Annotated in this window: 9 protein-coding genes; all 9 read left to right on the forward strand. The window is 64.4% G+C overall.

The annotated features are described in order from the left end of the window. The first annotated feature begins 308 nt into the window (after window positions 1–308). The 9 genes from glgA (at window position 309) to FHR73_RS06720 (ending at window position 14,709) form a co-directional block, all read left to right on the forward strand. Window positions 309–1,892 carry a glycogen synthase GlgA gene (gene glgA, locus FHR73_RS06680; RefSeq protein ID WP_260175614.1) on the forward strand — a complete coding sequence of 528 codons (1,584 nt, stop codon included), beginning with the start codon at window positions 309–311 and terminating at the stop codon, window positions 1,890–1,892. A 159-nt stretch (window positions 1,893–2,051) separates the two neighbouring features. After that, window positions 2,052–3,857, forward strand: coding sequence for a malto-oligosyltrehalose trehalohydrolase (gene treZ / locus FHR73_RS06685; RefSeq protein WP_183630122.1), 1,806 nt, complete (start codon window positions 2,052–2,054; stop codon window positions 3,855–3,857). Then, on the forward strand, window positions 3,854–5,920 hold the full coding sequence (gene malQ, locus FHR73_RS06690) for a 4-alpha-glucanotransferase (protein ID WP_183630123.1): 2,067 nt from the start codon (window positions 3,854–3,856) through the stop codon (window positions 5,918–5,920). The genes treZ and malQ overlap by 4 nt, the downstream gene beginning before the upstream one ends. Next, complete coding sequence (gene treY / locus FHR73_RS06695; protein WP_183630124.1) at window positions 5,917–8,724, forward strand: malto-oligosyltrehalose synthase; 2,808 nt, start codon at window positions 5,917–5,919, stop codon at window positions 8,722–8,724. The genes malQ and treY overlap by 4 nt, the downstream gene beginning before the upstream one ends. Next, window positions 8,721–9,224 carry a DUF2934 domain-containing protein gene (locus FHR73_RS06700; RefSeq protein WP_183630125.1) on the forward strand — a complete coding sequence of 168 codons (504 nt, stop codon included), beginning with the start codon at window positions 8,721–8,723 and terminating at the stop codon, window positions 9,222–9,224. Before treY ends, FHR73_RS06700 begins: the two co-directional genes overlap by 4 nt. A gap of 250 nt (window positions 9,225–9,474) precedes the next feature. Next, window positions 9,475–11,664: a glycogen debranching protein GlgX gene (glgX, locus tag FHR73_RS06705; RefSeq protein ID WP_260175615.1), complete on the forward strand. Its 2,190-nt coding sequence runs from the start codon at window positions 9,475–9,477 to the stop codon at window positions 11,662–11,664. Beyond that, window positions 11,661–12,422: an endonuclease/exonuclease/phosphatase family protein gene (locus FHR73_RS06710; protein WP_133861799.1), complete on the forward strand. Its 762-nt coding sequence runs from the start codon at window positions 11,661–11,663 to the stop codon at window positions 12,420–12,422. Before glgX ends, FHR73_RS06710 begins: the two co-directional genes overlap by 4 nt. Further along, window positions 12,419–13,666, forward strand: a complete 1,248-nt coding sequence (gene clsB, locus FHR73_RS06715) for a cardiolipin synthase ClsB (RefSeq protein WP_183630126.1) — start codon at window positions 12,419–12,421, stop codon at window positions 13,664–13,666. Before FHR73_RS06710 ends, clsB begins: the two co-directional genes overlap by 4 nt. Further along, window positions 13,663–14,709, forward strand: a complete 1,047-nt coding sequence (locus FHR73_RS06720; protein ID WP_221191411.1) for a YbhN family protein — start codon at window positions 13,663–13,665, stop codon at window positions 14,707–14,709. Before clsB ends, FHR73_RS06720 begins: the two co-directional genes overlap by 4 nt. Window positions 14,710–14,711: the final 2 nt, after the last annotated feature.

Here is a 14,711-nt window from a genome sequence, read left to right on the forward strand (position 1 = left end):
GGTTCACCTGCGGCTTATTTCTTAGCGCACCAAGAGTGAGCGTCAGCTTTTGGGCATGTATTTGGCAATACGAAGCAGGACCGCAACATTCGAGCGGGAAACTTGTGAGGTTGTCCGAGAGTCAGTGCGAGAGCAATCTGGAAATCCGCGAAGCAGTTCTCGCCTAGATCCAGACATCTCAGAAGAGGTGACCGGCAAAAAGGCTGTAGCAGCTCGGCTGTAGGCGTTTTTGAACCAGGAGCATCGAGCTTCAGGAAGAAGCAATCAGGTAAACCTCAGTCTCGAACTTGCTGCATTGGGAGCGCACCATGGCAAATGCCGTCGTGGGGAAATTTGGGGCTCTGGAGCCCGTTGAAACCGCCACTCGTTCCACCAGATCCAGCTCTCCTCGCAAGCGCACGGATGAGCCTCAGCTGACGCTGAGCTCCGTTGTCGAAAGCCGCAAACGCATCCTTTTCGTGACCCCGGAAATTTCCGACTTCGTCAAGGCCGGTGGCCTGGGCGAGGTATCGGGCGCCCTGCCCCGCGCCCTCGCCGCCTCCCATGACGTCCGGGTGCTGATCCCCGGCTATCGTCAGGTGATGGCCGCAATCAAGGACCGTGTCCAGATGGTGGGCCGCATCGCCGCTCGCGCCGCCATGCCGGCCTGCGAGATCGGCCGCGTCAACCTGGAAGACGGCCTGGTCGTCTATGTGCTGATCTGCCCCGAACTCTACGAGCGTCCGGGCAACCCCTATGGCGACCTGAACGGCGCCGACTGGGCCGACAACCACATCCGCTTCGGTCGCCTGGCCAGTGCAGCCGCCGACTTCGCCCTGGGCGACGCCTCCATTCGCTGGGTACCGGACCTGCTGCACCTCAACGACTGGCAGACCGGCCTCGCCGCCGGCTACCTGCGCTGGAAGGGTGCGAGCACCCCCTGCCTGACCACCATCCACAATCTTGCCTACCAGGGTCTGTTCCCGGCCTCGGTCATGGCCGACCTGGACATTCCCGCCCATGCCTTCCAGATGGAAGGTCTCGAGTTCTGGGGCAAGGTCTCCTTTCTCAAGGCCGGTCTGGTCTATGCCGACCACATCACCACGGTCAGCCACACCTATGCCCACGAGATCACCACGCCCGAGTTCGGGTGCGGCCTGGAAGGGCTGCTGCAGGTCAAGGCGCGGGAAGGCAAGCTGACCGGCCTCCTCAACGGCATCGACGATGACTGGAGCGCCTGTAGCGATCCGCACCTGTGCCAGCAATTCACCGAATCTGACTGGGACGGCAAGGCGGTCAACGCGGCGCGCATTCGCGAGGAATTCGGTCTGGCGCCCTCCAACGGTCCGCTGTTCGCAGTGGTCTCGCGGCTGGTCCAGCAGAAAGGCATCGACCTGACCATCCAGGCCGCCGACCACATCGTTGCCCGCGGTGGCCAGCTGATGATCATCGGCTGTGGCGAACCGCACATCGAGCGTCAGGTACGGGCCCTGGCCCTGCGTTATCCCGGTCGCGTCAGTGCCCACATCGGCTTCTGCGAAACCGAAGCGCGGCGCATGTACGCCGGCAGCGACTTCCTGCTGATGCCCTCGCGCTTCGAGCCCTGTGGCCTGAGTCAGATGTACGCCCAGCGCTTCGCCTCCCTGCCGATCGCCACCCGCACCGGCGGCCTGGCCGACAGCATCGAGGACGGCACCACCGGCTTCCTGTTCTCCCCCCTGTCGCTGGAAAACTACATCAGCGCCATCGACCGCGCCCTGGGCGTGTTCGAACGTCAGGACCTGCTGCTGGCCATGCGTCACCGAGCCATGCAGGGCCCGTTCTTCTGGTCCGAATGCGCCAAGCCCTATGCCTCGCTGTACCTCGATCTGCTCCAGGCCACCGCGCACCAGGAGCGTCACGTCGGCGCTTGACGCCCGACCTGGCTACCAAGCGCTTTTCCTTCGCCAAAAGGCCGACGAAAAGCGCTTTCCCCGCCCAACTTTGAGCAACTCTCACCGGTCATAACAGCAACTGCGGCCAACTGGGTCGCAGTGTCTTTTCTGCCGTCCGGCTTCGGGAGTTCTCTATCCATGACTGATATTTCGCGCGACGCAGCCGCGGTGACCGGGGGCTATGCCTGGCAAACCCGTGCCGGTGCCACCCTGGTGGGCAAGGACCGCACGCTCTTCCACTTCTGGGCACCCAGCGCCGATGCCGTTTCGGTGGTCCTGGAAGGTGGCATGACCCTCGCCATGGAGGCCGAGCAAGACGGCTGGTTCGCGGTCGAGGCCCAGTGCGGCGCCGGTACCCGTTATCGCTATCAGATCGAGGACCTGCTGGTCCCGGATCCCGCGTCGCGCGCCCAAGCGGGCGATGTGCACGAGCCAAGCATCGTCATCGACCCCACCACCTACCACTGGCAAAGCGTCGAGTGGCAGGGGCGCCCCTGGCACGAAAGCGTCATCTACGAATTGCATGTCGGCACCCTGGGTGGCTTTTCCGGTGTCGAGAAACTGGTACCCCGCCTGGCCGCGCTGGGCGTCACCGCCATCGAGCTGATGCCGCTGTCGGAATTTCCCGGCGATCGCAACTGGGGCTATGACGGCGTGCTGCCCTATGCGGTGGAAGCCTCCTACGGCACCCCGGACGATCTCAAGTCGCTGATCGACACCGCCCACGGCCATGGCGTCATGGTCTACCTGGACGTGGTCTACAACCACTTCGGGCCGGACGGCAACTACCTGCACGCCTACGCCGAGCGCTTCTTCCGCGAAGACATCCATACGCCCTGGGGCGCCGCCATCGATTTCCGCCAGGACGCCGTGCGCCGCTACTTCATCGACAACGCTCTGATGTGGCTGATGGAGTATCGCTTCGATGGCCTGAGATTCGATGCGGTCCATGCCATCAACGACAAGGGCTTCCTCGAAGAGATGGCCGAGGAGATCCGCGGCACCGCCGAGCCGGGTCGCCACATCCACTTGATGCTGGAAAACGAAGACAACACCGCCACCCTGCTGGGCGGCAAGCACTACAACGCGCAGTGGGCGGACGACTGGCACAACGTCATCCATCCCATGCTGACCGACGAGAACGAAGGCTACTACCAGGACTTCACCGAGGACGCCACGGCCAAGCTGGTGCGCTGCCTGGGCGAAGGCTTCATCTACCAGGGCGAGCAGACCCGCCACGGCAAGGCCCGTGGGGAACCCAGCAAGGACCTGCCGGCCTCGGCTTTCGTCATCTTCCTGCAGAACCACGACCAGGTCGGCAACCGCGCCTTCGGTGAACGCCTGACCCGCCTGGCACCGGAGCCGGCGCTGAAAGCCGCCACCGCCCTCCTACTGCTCAGTCCGATGATTCCGCTGCTGTTCATCGGCGAGGAATGGGGTAGCCGCCAGCCCTTCCTGTTCTTCACCAGCCACAACGATGAATTGGCCGAACTGGTCCGCGATGGCCGTCGTAACGAGTTCAAGGACTTCGATTTCTTCACCAGTGAAGAGCATCGCCAGCAGATCCCTGATCCGAACGCGCCCAAGACCTTCGAAGACTCCAGGCCCAATTTCGGCGAAGCCGATCAGCCCGACCACGCCGCCTGGCTGGGGCTGTACCGCGAGTTGCTGGAGATCCGCCGTCGCGAACTCTTCCCGCGTCTGGAAGGGGCTCGTCCCTTGGGCGCCGAAGCCCTGGCCGACCGCGCCGTGCGCGCGCGCTGGAGCCTCGCCGACGGCAGCCGCCTGACCATCGAACTCAACCTGAGCGACAAGGCCGTACAGCTGGACGAGGCGCCCCAGGGCGAGTTGCTGCACAGCAGCGACGCCTCGGCCACGCCTGCTCGCCAGGGCGGCACCCTGGCCGCTCATTCGGCACTGGTCTGGCTGGAGAAAAAGGCATGAGTGGGGATCGTCTGGAACAACTGGCGGAGGCCGCCGGCATCGCCATCGAATGGACCGCCTACGACGGCAAGCGCCAGCGGGTGAGCCCCGAGGCACTGCGCAATCTGCTCAACGCCATCGAATTGCCCGCGGACAGTGACGACGAGATCGACGCCAGCCTGCGCAAGCTGGCCGAGGTGGGCGACAAGCACCACTTGCCGCCGCTCATCACCGCGGTGGTCGACAAGCCGGTCGGGGCGCCGGACCAGTTCAAACGCGGCGTCCGCTACCAGGTACAGCTGGAAGGCGGCGAGCGTCTGGAAGGCCAGGTCGATGACCGGGGACAGCTGGCGCCGATCGGCGTCGCCGGCTATCACCAGGCCGAGGTCGATGGCGAAGCCCTGACCCTGGCCGTCGCGCCGGAAAGCTGCTTCACCATCGCCGACGCCACCGGCAATGAGCGGGCCCGTCTCTGGGGTCTGGCCGTGCAGCTCTACAGCCTGAGACGCGAAGGGGGCAGCGGTGCCGGCGATCTCCAGGGCCTGGTGCAGTTCGCCAAGGCCGCTGGCGACAAGGGCGCCGATGCCCTGGCCATCAGCCCCTTGCACGCCATGTTCAGCGCCGATGGCAGCCGCTACAGCCCCTACTCGCCGTCGAGTCGGGTGTTCTTCAATGTGCTCTATGCGGCGCCGGAGCTGGTGCTGGGCGCCGAGCCCGTGCGCCAGGCCATGCAGCGCGCCGGTCTGCAGGCGGAAGCCGAACGCCTGGAGCAGCTGGAGCTGATCGATTGGCCGGCGCTGGCCAGGTTGCGCCTGCGCCTGCTGCGCACCCTGCACCTGGATTTCCGTACCGCCGGCGGTGCGCTGCGCGAGCGCTTCGAGGCGTTCCGCCGCGACGGTGGCGATGCCCTGGAAAACCACTGCCGCTTCGAAGCCCTGCATGCCTCCTTCACCCAGGGCGATGCCTCGCCCAGCTGGCAGCATTGGCCGCAGCAGTATCGCGATCCGCGGAATCCCGCAGTGGCCGAGTTCGCCGAACGCCACGCCCAGGACGTTGAGTTCTATGCCTTCACCCAGTGGCTGGCCAGCGAAGGGCTGTCCGCGGCCCAGTCGCAGTGTCGCGAAGCGGGCATGAAGATCGGCCTGATCGCCGATATCGCGGTGGGCGCGGACGGTGGTGGCAGCCAGGCCTGGAGTCGTCAGGAAGAGTTACTGGCCTCGGTCACCGTGGGTTGCCCACCGGATCTGCTGAACCAGAAAGGCCAGGGCTGGGGCATTTCCGCCTTCTCGCCCACCGGCATGGTCAAGCATGGCTTTCGCGCCTTCATCGAGATGCTCAGGGCCAACTTCGCCCATGCCGGCGGCGTGCGCATCGACCACGTGATGGGGCTGCAGCGCCTCTGGCTGGTGCCCGAGGGCGCTTCGCCGGCCGACGGTGCCTATCTCTCCTACCCCATCGACGACCTGCTGCGGCTGGTCGCCCTGGAATCCTGGCGTCATCGCTGCGTGGTCATGGGTGAAGACCTGGGCACCGTTCCCGAGGGCTTCCGCGAACGCCTGGCCGAGCGCGCCATCATGGGCATGCAGGTGCTGCTGTTCGAACGCGATGGCCAAGACTTCAAGCCCGCCGCCCAGTGGTCGGACACGGCCATGGGCATGCCCACCACCCACGACCTGCCGACCCTTACCGGCTGGTGGCAGGGTCGCGATGCCGACTGGCAGGAGGAGCTGGGGCTGCTGCCCGACGGCACCTCGCGCCAGGACCGACTCGACGAGCGGGCCGAGGATCGCCAATACCTGGCCAAGGTGCTGGAGCTGGACGACACCCGAGAAAGCAACGTCGAACAGGCGGTCGATGCCGCCATCGCCTTCATCGGCCGCACCCCGGCACCGCTGATCATCCTGCCGGTGGAAGACGCCCTGGGCCAGCTGGAGCAGGCCAACCTGCCCGGCACCACCAACGAACACCCCAATTGGCTGCGCCGCTGGGACGACCCAGCCGAACGCTTGCTGAACGCTGCTACCCCTGAACGACGCCTGAGCGTGCTGAGCACTGCGCGTAATAATCCGGAGAACACTCGATGAGTCGCTTGCGCGCTACCGTACGCCTGCAGTTCCACAAGGACTTCACCTTCGACGATGCCCTGCCCCTGGTGGACTACTACGCCAAGCTGGGTATAAGCCACTTCTATGCCTCGCCCATCACCACCGCGCGCGCCGGCTCCGTGCACGGCTACGACGTGGTCGACCCGACCCGGGTCAACCCGGAGCTGGGTGGCGAAGCGGCGCTGCGGCGCCTGGTCGCCCGCCTGCGCGAGCACGGCATGGGCCTGATCGCCGACTTCGTGCCCAACCACACCAACGTGGGCGGCTCGGAAAACGCCTGGTGGCTGGACATCCTCGAATGGGGTCGCCAGAGCCGCTACGCCGGCTTCTACGACATCAACTGGTATGGCCCCGACCCGGATCTGCAGGGTCAGGTGCTGCTGCCCTTCCTCGGTGACGCCTATGGCAACGTGCTGCAGGCCGGCGAACTCAAGCTGGTGTTCGACGCCGAGCAAGGCGCCTTCCGCGTGGAGTACTACGCCCACCATTTCCCCATCAACCCGGGCACCTACGGCCAGATCCTGCGCGAAAGCGATCTGCCGCAGCTGAGTCTGTTCGCCGATGCCTTCTCGGCACGGGCCAAGGACCTGGAAGAAGCCCGCGGTGCCCAGCGCCAGCTGGCCGATGCCGCCAAGGATCCCGCCGTGGCGGCGGCGATCGACAAGGCGGTCGCCGCCTTCGATGGCAGCCAGCCGGCCAATCAGGAACGCCTGCACGCCCTGCTGGAGAATCAGCACTATCGCCTGGCCAGCTGGCGCACCGCCTCGGACGACATCAACTGGCGGCGCTTCTTCGACATCACCGAACTCGGTGGCCTGCGCATGGAGCGCCACGAGGTGTTCGAGGAAACCCATTCGCTGATCTTCCGCCTGATCAGCGAAGGCCTGCTCGATGGCTTGCGCCTGGATCATATCGACGGCCTGGCCAATCCGCGCGCCTATTGCCGGAAGCTGCGCCGCCGCGTGGACGACCTCTGTGCCAGCCGCGCCGGCGGTGCACCGGAAGATGGCTTCCCCATCTACATCGAGAAGATCCTTGCCGAAGGCGAAGAGCTCCGCGAAGGCTGGGGCATCGACGGCACCACTGGCTATGAATTCATGAACGAGGTCTCGGCGGTGCAGCATGCCGCCAGCGGTGAAGCCCCGCTCCGCCGGTTCTGGGCCGAGCGGACCGGCCGTACCGAGGACTTCCTCGAAGAGGTGCGGGAAGCGCGGCGCCTGGTACTCACCACGGCGCTGAACAGCGAATTCGAATCGGCCGTGCACACCCTGCACCTGCTGGCGCAACAGGACTGGCGCACCCGCGACACCAGCCAGGGCGCCATCCGCCGGGTGCTGCTGGAGCTGATCGTGCAGTTCAAGGTCTACCGCACCTACGCCGGCGCGGCGGGCTTCGTCGGCAACGATGCCCAGTGGTTCGATACCGCGCTGGAAGCTGCCCGCCCCCACGTCAGCGAGGCCGAGCAACCGCTACTCGAACAGCTGCGTGCCTGGCTGGGTGGTGATGCGCCGCGGCACAAGCCGGTGGGCAGCGTGGCCCGTCGCGAACAGCGCCGAGCGATCACCAAGTTCCAGCAGCTCACCTCGCCCATCGCCGCCAAGGCCGTGGAAGACACCGCCTGCTACCGCTCCGCGCCCCTGCTGTCGCGCAACGACGTGGGTTTCGATCCGCAGCATTTTGCCCAGCCGGTCAGCGCCTTCCACCAGGCCAGCGGTTGGCGCGCCGAGCACTTCCCGCGCAACATGCTGACCACCGCGACCCATGACCACAAACGTGGCGAGGACACCCGCGCGCGCCTGGCGGTGGTCTCGGAGCGCCCGGACGCCTACATCGCCCAGGCCACCCGCTGGATGGAACAGGCCGCACCGTTGCGCGGCCAGTGGAACGACGCCCCGGCGCCGACGCCGGGCGATGAACTGATGCTCTACCAGACCCTGCTCGCCAGCTGGCCGCTGCATCTCCAGGCCGATGACCAGAAGGGTCTGGAGGCCTATCTGGAGCGACTGCTGCAATGGCAGGAAAAGGCCCTGCGCGAAGAGAAACTGGAGTCCGACTGGTGGGCGCCGAATGGCGACTACGAAGCGGCCTGCAAGGCCTTCCTGGAAGGTCTGCTCACCGACGACAAGTACCGCGCCCTGCGCAGCGAGATCGTCACCGCGGTAGGCGAGCTGGCTCCGGCTGGCGCCCTGAACGGCCTGGTGCAGATGCTGTTGCGCAACACCGCACCCGGCGTACCCGACCTCTACCAAGGCGGTGAATTCTGGGACTTCAGCCTGGTGGAGCCCGACAACCGCCGCGCCGTGGACTATGCCCCACGGCAGCAGGCGCTGGCCAAGCACGCCTCCGTCGAGGCTGTCCTGGATGCCTGGCAGAACGGCGAGATCAAGCAACAGGTCCTGGCCGCCGTACTGCAACTGCGCAAGCAGCAGCCGCAACTGTTCACCGAAGGTCGCTACCTGCCCCTGACCGTAGTGGGTGCCCATGCCGATCAGGTGCTGGCCTTCGCCCGCACCTGGGAGCAACAGGCGGTGATCGTCATCGTGCCGGTGCATGCCTCCGAACGGCTGGAGAACACCGGAAAACTGCGCTTTTCCGCAGAGGCTTGGCAGGACACCCGGATAAAACTCCCCGAAACCTTGTCCATGTACCGTTTTGGGGAAACTTTTGCCCCGGCATCTGTCCATGACCAGAAGAAAGAGCTTTCTGTCGGCGAGGTTCTGGCACGTTTTCCGCTTGGATTGCTCAGCACACAAGACATCACTCAAGGAGCCGCACCGCAATGACCCAAAAAGACGAACGCATCCAGCAGCTCGCCTACCAGATCTGGGAGTCCGAAGGACGGCCGGCCCACGAACACGATCGCCACTGGGAGATGGCGACCCGACTGTACGAAGCCGAACAGGAAGGCGTGGCCAAGAAGACCGCGGCCAAGAAGCCCCGCGCGACCAAGGCCGCAGCCAGCGCTGAAAAGCCTGTCGCGAGCAAGGCCCGCACTACCGGCAAGACCAAGAGTGGCAGCGAGAAGGCCGCGACCGAAGACGCGGCTGCCGGTGAGTCCGTGACCGAGAAGGTCGAGTCGGCCGCCAAGAAGGTCGCCTCCAAGGTCAAGCAGGCGGTCAAGCCCGGTGCAGGCAAGACCAGCGCGAGCAAGGCCCCGGCCAGCAAGGCCAAGGCTGACACCAACGTCGAGGCTACCGGCGTGGGTGTGGCACCGGCCACGCCCAAGAAGCCGCGCCCTTCCCGCGCCAAGGCGGCCACGGCCAAGCCCGCCGCCACCGAGTGATGTGATGTTCCGGCCTGGCCGTTCGGCCAGGCCTTCCCCCTGCCGCCTCGCTGCGGTGCCCGCGTTACCGCTGTTCTCCTGATTTTTCCTGAAAAAACAACGCTTTGTCGGTTCGCCATCAGGGCTCGGAACTGCGCTGCGTCGGGCCTTTCATATGCAGGTAGCCGGATCTGTATCGATTCAGCCACCGGCAGGTATTGAGAGCCGAGTCAGAGCTACTTCCTTCCTAGCTATCCCCGAGAGCGTCGAAATGACATCAACCGATTCCAACAAGCCCTTAACCGAAGCGACCGCGTTCATCAGCAAGTCCAAGTCTCGTGTTCGTGAAGGCCTGCCCTACCCCCTGGGCGCTACCTGGGACGGCTCCGGCGTGAACTTCGCCATCTTTTCCGCCAACGCCACCAAGGTGGAGCTCTGTCTCTTCGACGACGAAGGCAAGGAAGAAATCGAACGCATCGAACTGCCGGAATTCACCAACGAGATCTGGCACGGCTATCTGCCCGACGCCCGTCCCGGCACCCTCTATGGCTACCGCGTGCATGGCCCGTACGAGCCGCAGAATGGCCATCGCTTCAACCACAACAAGCTGCTGATCGACCCCTATGCCAAGCAGATCGTCGGTGAGCTGGAGTGGAACGACGCCCTGTTCGGCTACACCATCGGCCACGCCGATGGCGACCTGTCCTTCGACGAGCGTGACAGCGCACCCTTCATGCCGCGCTGCCGCGTCATCGACCCGGCCTTCACCTGGGGCAACACCACCCACCCGCGGGTACCCCGTGATCGTACCGTGTTCTACGAGACCCATGTCCGTGGCTACACCATGCAGCACCCGGCCGTTCCAGAAAGCGCCCGCGGTACCTTCTCCGGGCTGCAGGAAAGCGAAGTGATCGACTACATCAAGTCGCTCGGCATCACCTCCGTCGAACTGATGCCGATCCACTACTTCCTCGATGACAACCACCTGCTGGAAAAGGGCCTGAGAAACTTCTGGGGCTACAACACCCTGGCCTTCTTCGCCCCGCACTCGCGCTACATGGCCAGCCAGTCCATCGGCGAATTCAAGGTGATGGTCGCGCGCATGCACAACGCCGGCCTCGAGGTCATCCTCGACGTGGTTTACAACCACACCGCCGAAGGCAACGAGATGGGCCCGACCCTCTCGCTGAAAGGCATCGACAACGCCAACTACTACCGCCTGATGCCCGATGATGCGCGCTACTACATCAACGACACCGGCACCGGCAACACCCTGAACATGAGCCACCCCTGCGTGTTGCAGATGGTGACCGACTCGCTGCGCTACTGGGCCACCGAGATGGGTGTGGACGGCTTCCGCTTCGACTTGGCGACCATCCTGGGTCGCGAGCCGGACGGCTTCGACGAAGGCGGCGGTTTCCTCCACGCCTGCCGCCAGGATCCGATCCTGGCCGAGACCAAGCTCATCGCCGAACCCTGGGACTGCGGCCCCGGCGGCTACCAAGTCGGCAACTTCCCGCCCGGCTGGATGGAGTGGAACGACACCTTCCGCGACACCGCCCGTGCCTTCTGGAAGGGTGACGAAGACAAGATCGGCGATTTCGCGAAGATCCTGCTGGGCTCCGGCGACAAGTTCAATCGTCGCGGTCGCAAGCCCTACTCGTCCGTGAACTTCGTGACCGCCCACGATGGCTTCACCCTGGCCGATACCGTGTCGTACAACGACAAGCACAACGAAGCCAACGGCGAAGACAACAAGGACGGCCACTCCCACAACCTGTCGTGGAACTGTGGCGCCGAAGGCGAGACGGACGATGCGGAAATCATCGAGCTGCGCTACCGCCAGATGCGCAACCTGCTGGCCACCCTCTTCCTTTCCCAGGGCACGCCGATGCTGCTGGCCGGCGACGAATTCGCCCGGACCCAGGGCGGCAACAACAACGCCTACTGCCAGGACAGCGAGATCGGCTGGGTCAACTGGGAGATCAGCGAGAAGAGCGCCGAGCTGCAGGAATACGTGCGCAACCTGATCGACCTGCGTCGTCGCTACCCGCTGCTGCGTCGTAGCCGCTTCTTCACCGGCGCCTACAACGAAGAGCTGGGCGTCAAGGATGTCACCTGGCTACAGCCCGGCGGCACCGAGATGGGCGACGAGCAATGGCAGGACGGCAGCAACAAGTGCATGGGCATCCTGCTCGACGGCCGGGCCCAACCGACCGGCATTCGTCGCAAGGGCGCGGATACCTCGCTGCTGATTCTGGTCAATGCTCATTATGACGTGGTGGATTTCACCCTGCCGGAAGTCCCCATGGGCGAGCATTGGTCCCTGCAGCTGGATACCAATCAGCCAGACCTGGACGCTGGCGACGTCTTCAATTTCGGAGATACCTATCAGGTCACCGGACGCTCGGTATTGCTGTTCGAGCTGACCCAGACCAAGCGGAGGAAGCGCCAGGCATGACGAACGCGCAACAGGGTTTTTCGTTCAAGGTCCTGACCATCAACACGCACAAGGGCTTCACGTCCTTCAACCGCAAGTTCATCTTGCCGGAATTGCGCGAGGCGGTGCGGACGGTGTCAGCGGACATTGTCTTCTTGCAGGAGGTATTGGGTACCCACGAAAAGCACCCGTTGCGCTTCGAGAACTGGCCGGCAGCACCGCAGTACGAGTTCCTGGCCGATTCGATGTGGACCGATTTCGCCTACGGGCGCAACGCGGTCTACCCGGATGGCCATCACGGTAATGCGGTGCTGTCGAAGTTTCCCATCGTCAGTTACGACAACTTCGACATTTCCATCGCCGGTCCGGAAAAGCGCGGGATGCTGCATTGCGTCCTGCGTATCCCGGATCAGGCCGTGGATCTGCATGTCATCTGCGTGCACCTGGGGCTGCGTGAAAAACATCGCCAGATGCAGATGCAGCTGATCTGCGAACACATCAACTCCCTGCCCAGCGACGCCCCCGTCGTGGTGGCGGGGGACTTCAACGACTGGCGCCAAAAGGCCAACGACATCCTCGGCCAGGGCGCGGGCCTCGAAGAGGTGTTCATGAAGACCGCGGGGCGTCTGCCCAAGACCTTCCCGGCGAAGCGACCCCTGCTCTGCCTGGATCGTATCTATACCCGTAACGTCAGTGTCGGGCGCCCACAGGTGCTGGGCAATCAGCCGTGGTCGCACCTCTCCGACCATGCTCCCCTGGCTGCGGACTTCCACCTATGAATTTCGAATGGCGGGACGGAAACCGCATCGCCTTGCTGGAAAACGGCGAGGACTTCTTTCCACGGGTCTTCGAGGCGATCCGCGCGGCCGAGCGCGAAGTCATCATCGAGACCTTCATCCTCTTCTACGACAAGGTCGGCAAGGCCCTGCAGGAAGAGCTGGTCGCGGCGGCCAAGCGTGGCGTCCAGGTGGACATCACCGTGGACGCCTACGGCTCGCCCGATCTGCCACGCGACTTCATCGACGAAATGGTGCATGCCGGCGTGCGGTTTCGCTACTACGATCCGCGCCCGCTGGTCATGGGCATGAGGACCAACCTCTTCCGCCGCCTGCATCGCAAGATCGTAGTGGTGGATGCCCGCCTGGGATTCATCGGCGGCATTAACTACTCCGCCGAGCACCTGGGCGATTTCGGCCCCGAAGCCAAGCAGGACTATGCCGTCGAGGTCGAAGGCCCCATCGTCGACGACATCCACCGCTTCGCGCGCGATGCCATCAACTCTCCCGAGGAGACCCACCGCTGGTGGGGCAAGCGTTCGCAGAAGCCGGCCGACAACCGCAATCCCGGCAACGCCCAGGCGCTGCTGGTTTTCCGCGACAACGACGAGCACCGCGCCGACATCGAAAAGCACTACCTGGAGATGCTGCGCAACGCCAAGCGCGAGGTGGTGATCGCCAATGCCTACTTCTTCCCCGGCTATCGACTGCTCAGGGAGATGCGCAATGCGGCCCAGCGTGGCGTCCGCGTGGTGCTGATCGTCCAGGGCGAACCGGACATGGCTATCGTCAAGGTCGGCGCCCAGATGCTCTACAACTACCTGGTCAAGGCCGGGGTGGAAATCTACGAATATTGCCTGCGCCCCCTGCACGGCAAGGTAGCGACCATGGACGAGCACTGGTCCACCGTGGGTTCGAGCAATCTCGATCCCCTGAGTCTCTCGCTGAATCTCGAATGCAATCTGATCTTCCACGACCATGCCTTCAACCGTGAATTGCGCGGTCGCCTGGAAACCCTGATCCAGAATCACTGCGAGCACGTCGACAGCAGCAAGGTGCCCAAGCGCACCTACTGGCACCTGGCCAAGACGATGCTGGTCTTTCACTTCCTGCGCCACTTCCCCGCCTGGGTCGGCTGGCTGCCCGGTCATACCCCCAAGATCGAATTGGTGAGTCCGCCGGTGCAGCCCGAGCTCGAAACCCAGGATCGGGTCGATTCCTCGATTTCAAGGTATCCCCAACGATGAGCAGCCACAGCGACGCCCTGGATCACGCCGACGACGAGGACGACCAGCAGGCCGCCGACAAACCGCAGAACGGTCGCTGGGTGCTGGCGAAGAAGATCCTCACCTGGGTCTTTCTGATCGCGGTGGTGGTGCTGCTGGTGATCTATGCCCGCAAGGTGGACTGGGGCGAGGTCTGGAAGGTCTTTACCGGCTACAAGTGGACGACGCTGGCCATGGCCGGCGGCCTGGTGGTGCTGTCGTACATCATGTACGGCTGCTACGACCTGATCGGGCGCGCCTATTGCGGGCACAAGCTGGTCAAGCGCCAGGTGTTCCTGGTGTCCTTCATCTGCTACGCCTTCACCCTGACCCTGAGCACCTGGGTTGGCGGCATCGGCATGAGGTACCGGCTCTATTCGCGACTGGGACTTTCCAGCGGCACCATCACCCGGATCTTTTCGCTGAGCATCGCCACCAACTGGCTCGGCTACATCCTGCTCGCCGGCGGCGTGTTCGTCAGCGGCGTGGTGGACATGCCGCCCAACTGGTTCGTCGGTGATACCACCCTGCGGCTGACCGGATTCGGCTTGCTGGCCTTCATCGTCTTCTACCTGGGCGTCTGCGCCTTCGCCAAGCAGCGCGAATGGACGGTGCGCAAGCAGCGCCTCGCCCTGCCCTCGCTGCGCATGGCCTGCCTGCAACTGCTGGTGTCCTCGGTCAACTGGATGGCCATGGCGGCCATCGTCTACCTGTTCCTCGGTCGCCAGGTGGACTATCTGCATGTGCTGGGCGTGCTGCTGCTCTCCAGCATCGCCATGGTCATCGTGCATATCCCGGCTGGAGTCGGGGTGCTGGAGACGGTCTTCATCGCCCTGCTGGCCAACGATGGCCTCTCCCACGGCAAGATCATCGCCGCCCTGCTCGGCTACCGGACGCTGTATTTCATCCTGCCGCTACTGATCGCGGCCGTGCTCTACTTCGCCCTGGAAAGCCGAGCCAAGAAACTCAAGGTCAGCAACGACCGCCGCGAAGAGCGCAAGCAGCAGGAAAAGCACGCCTCCTAGGG

The organism is Pseudomonas sp. AS2.8 (genome assembly GCF_014190935.1).
Classification (GTDB): Bacteria; Pseudomonadota; Gammaproteobacteria; order Pseudomonadales; family Pseudomonadaceae; genus Chryseomonas.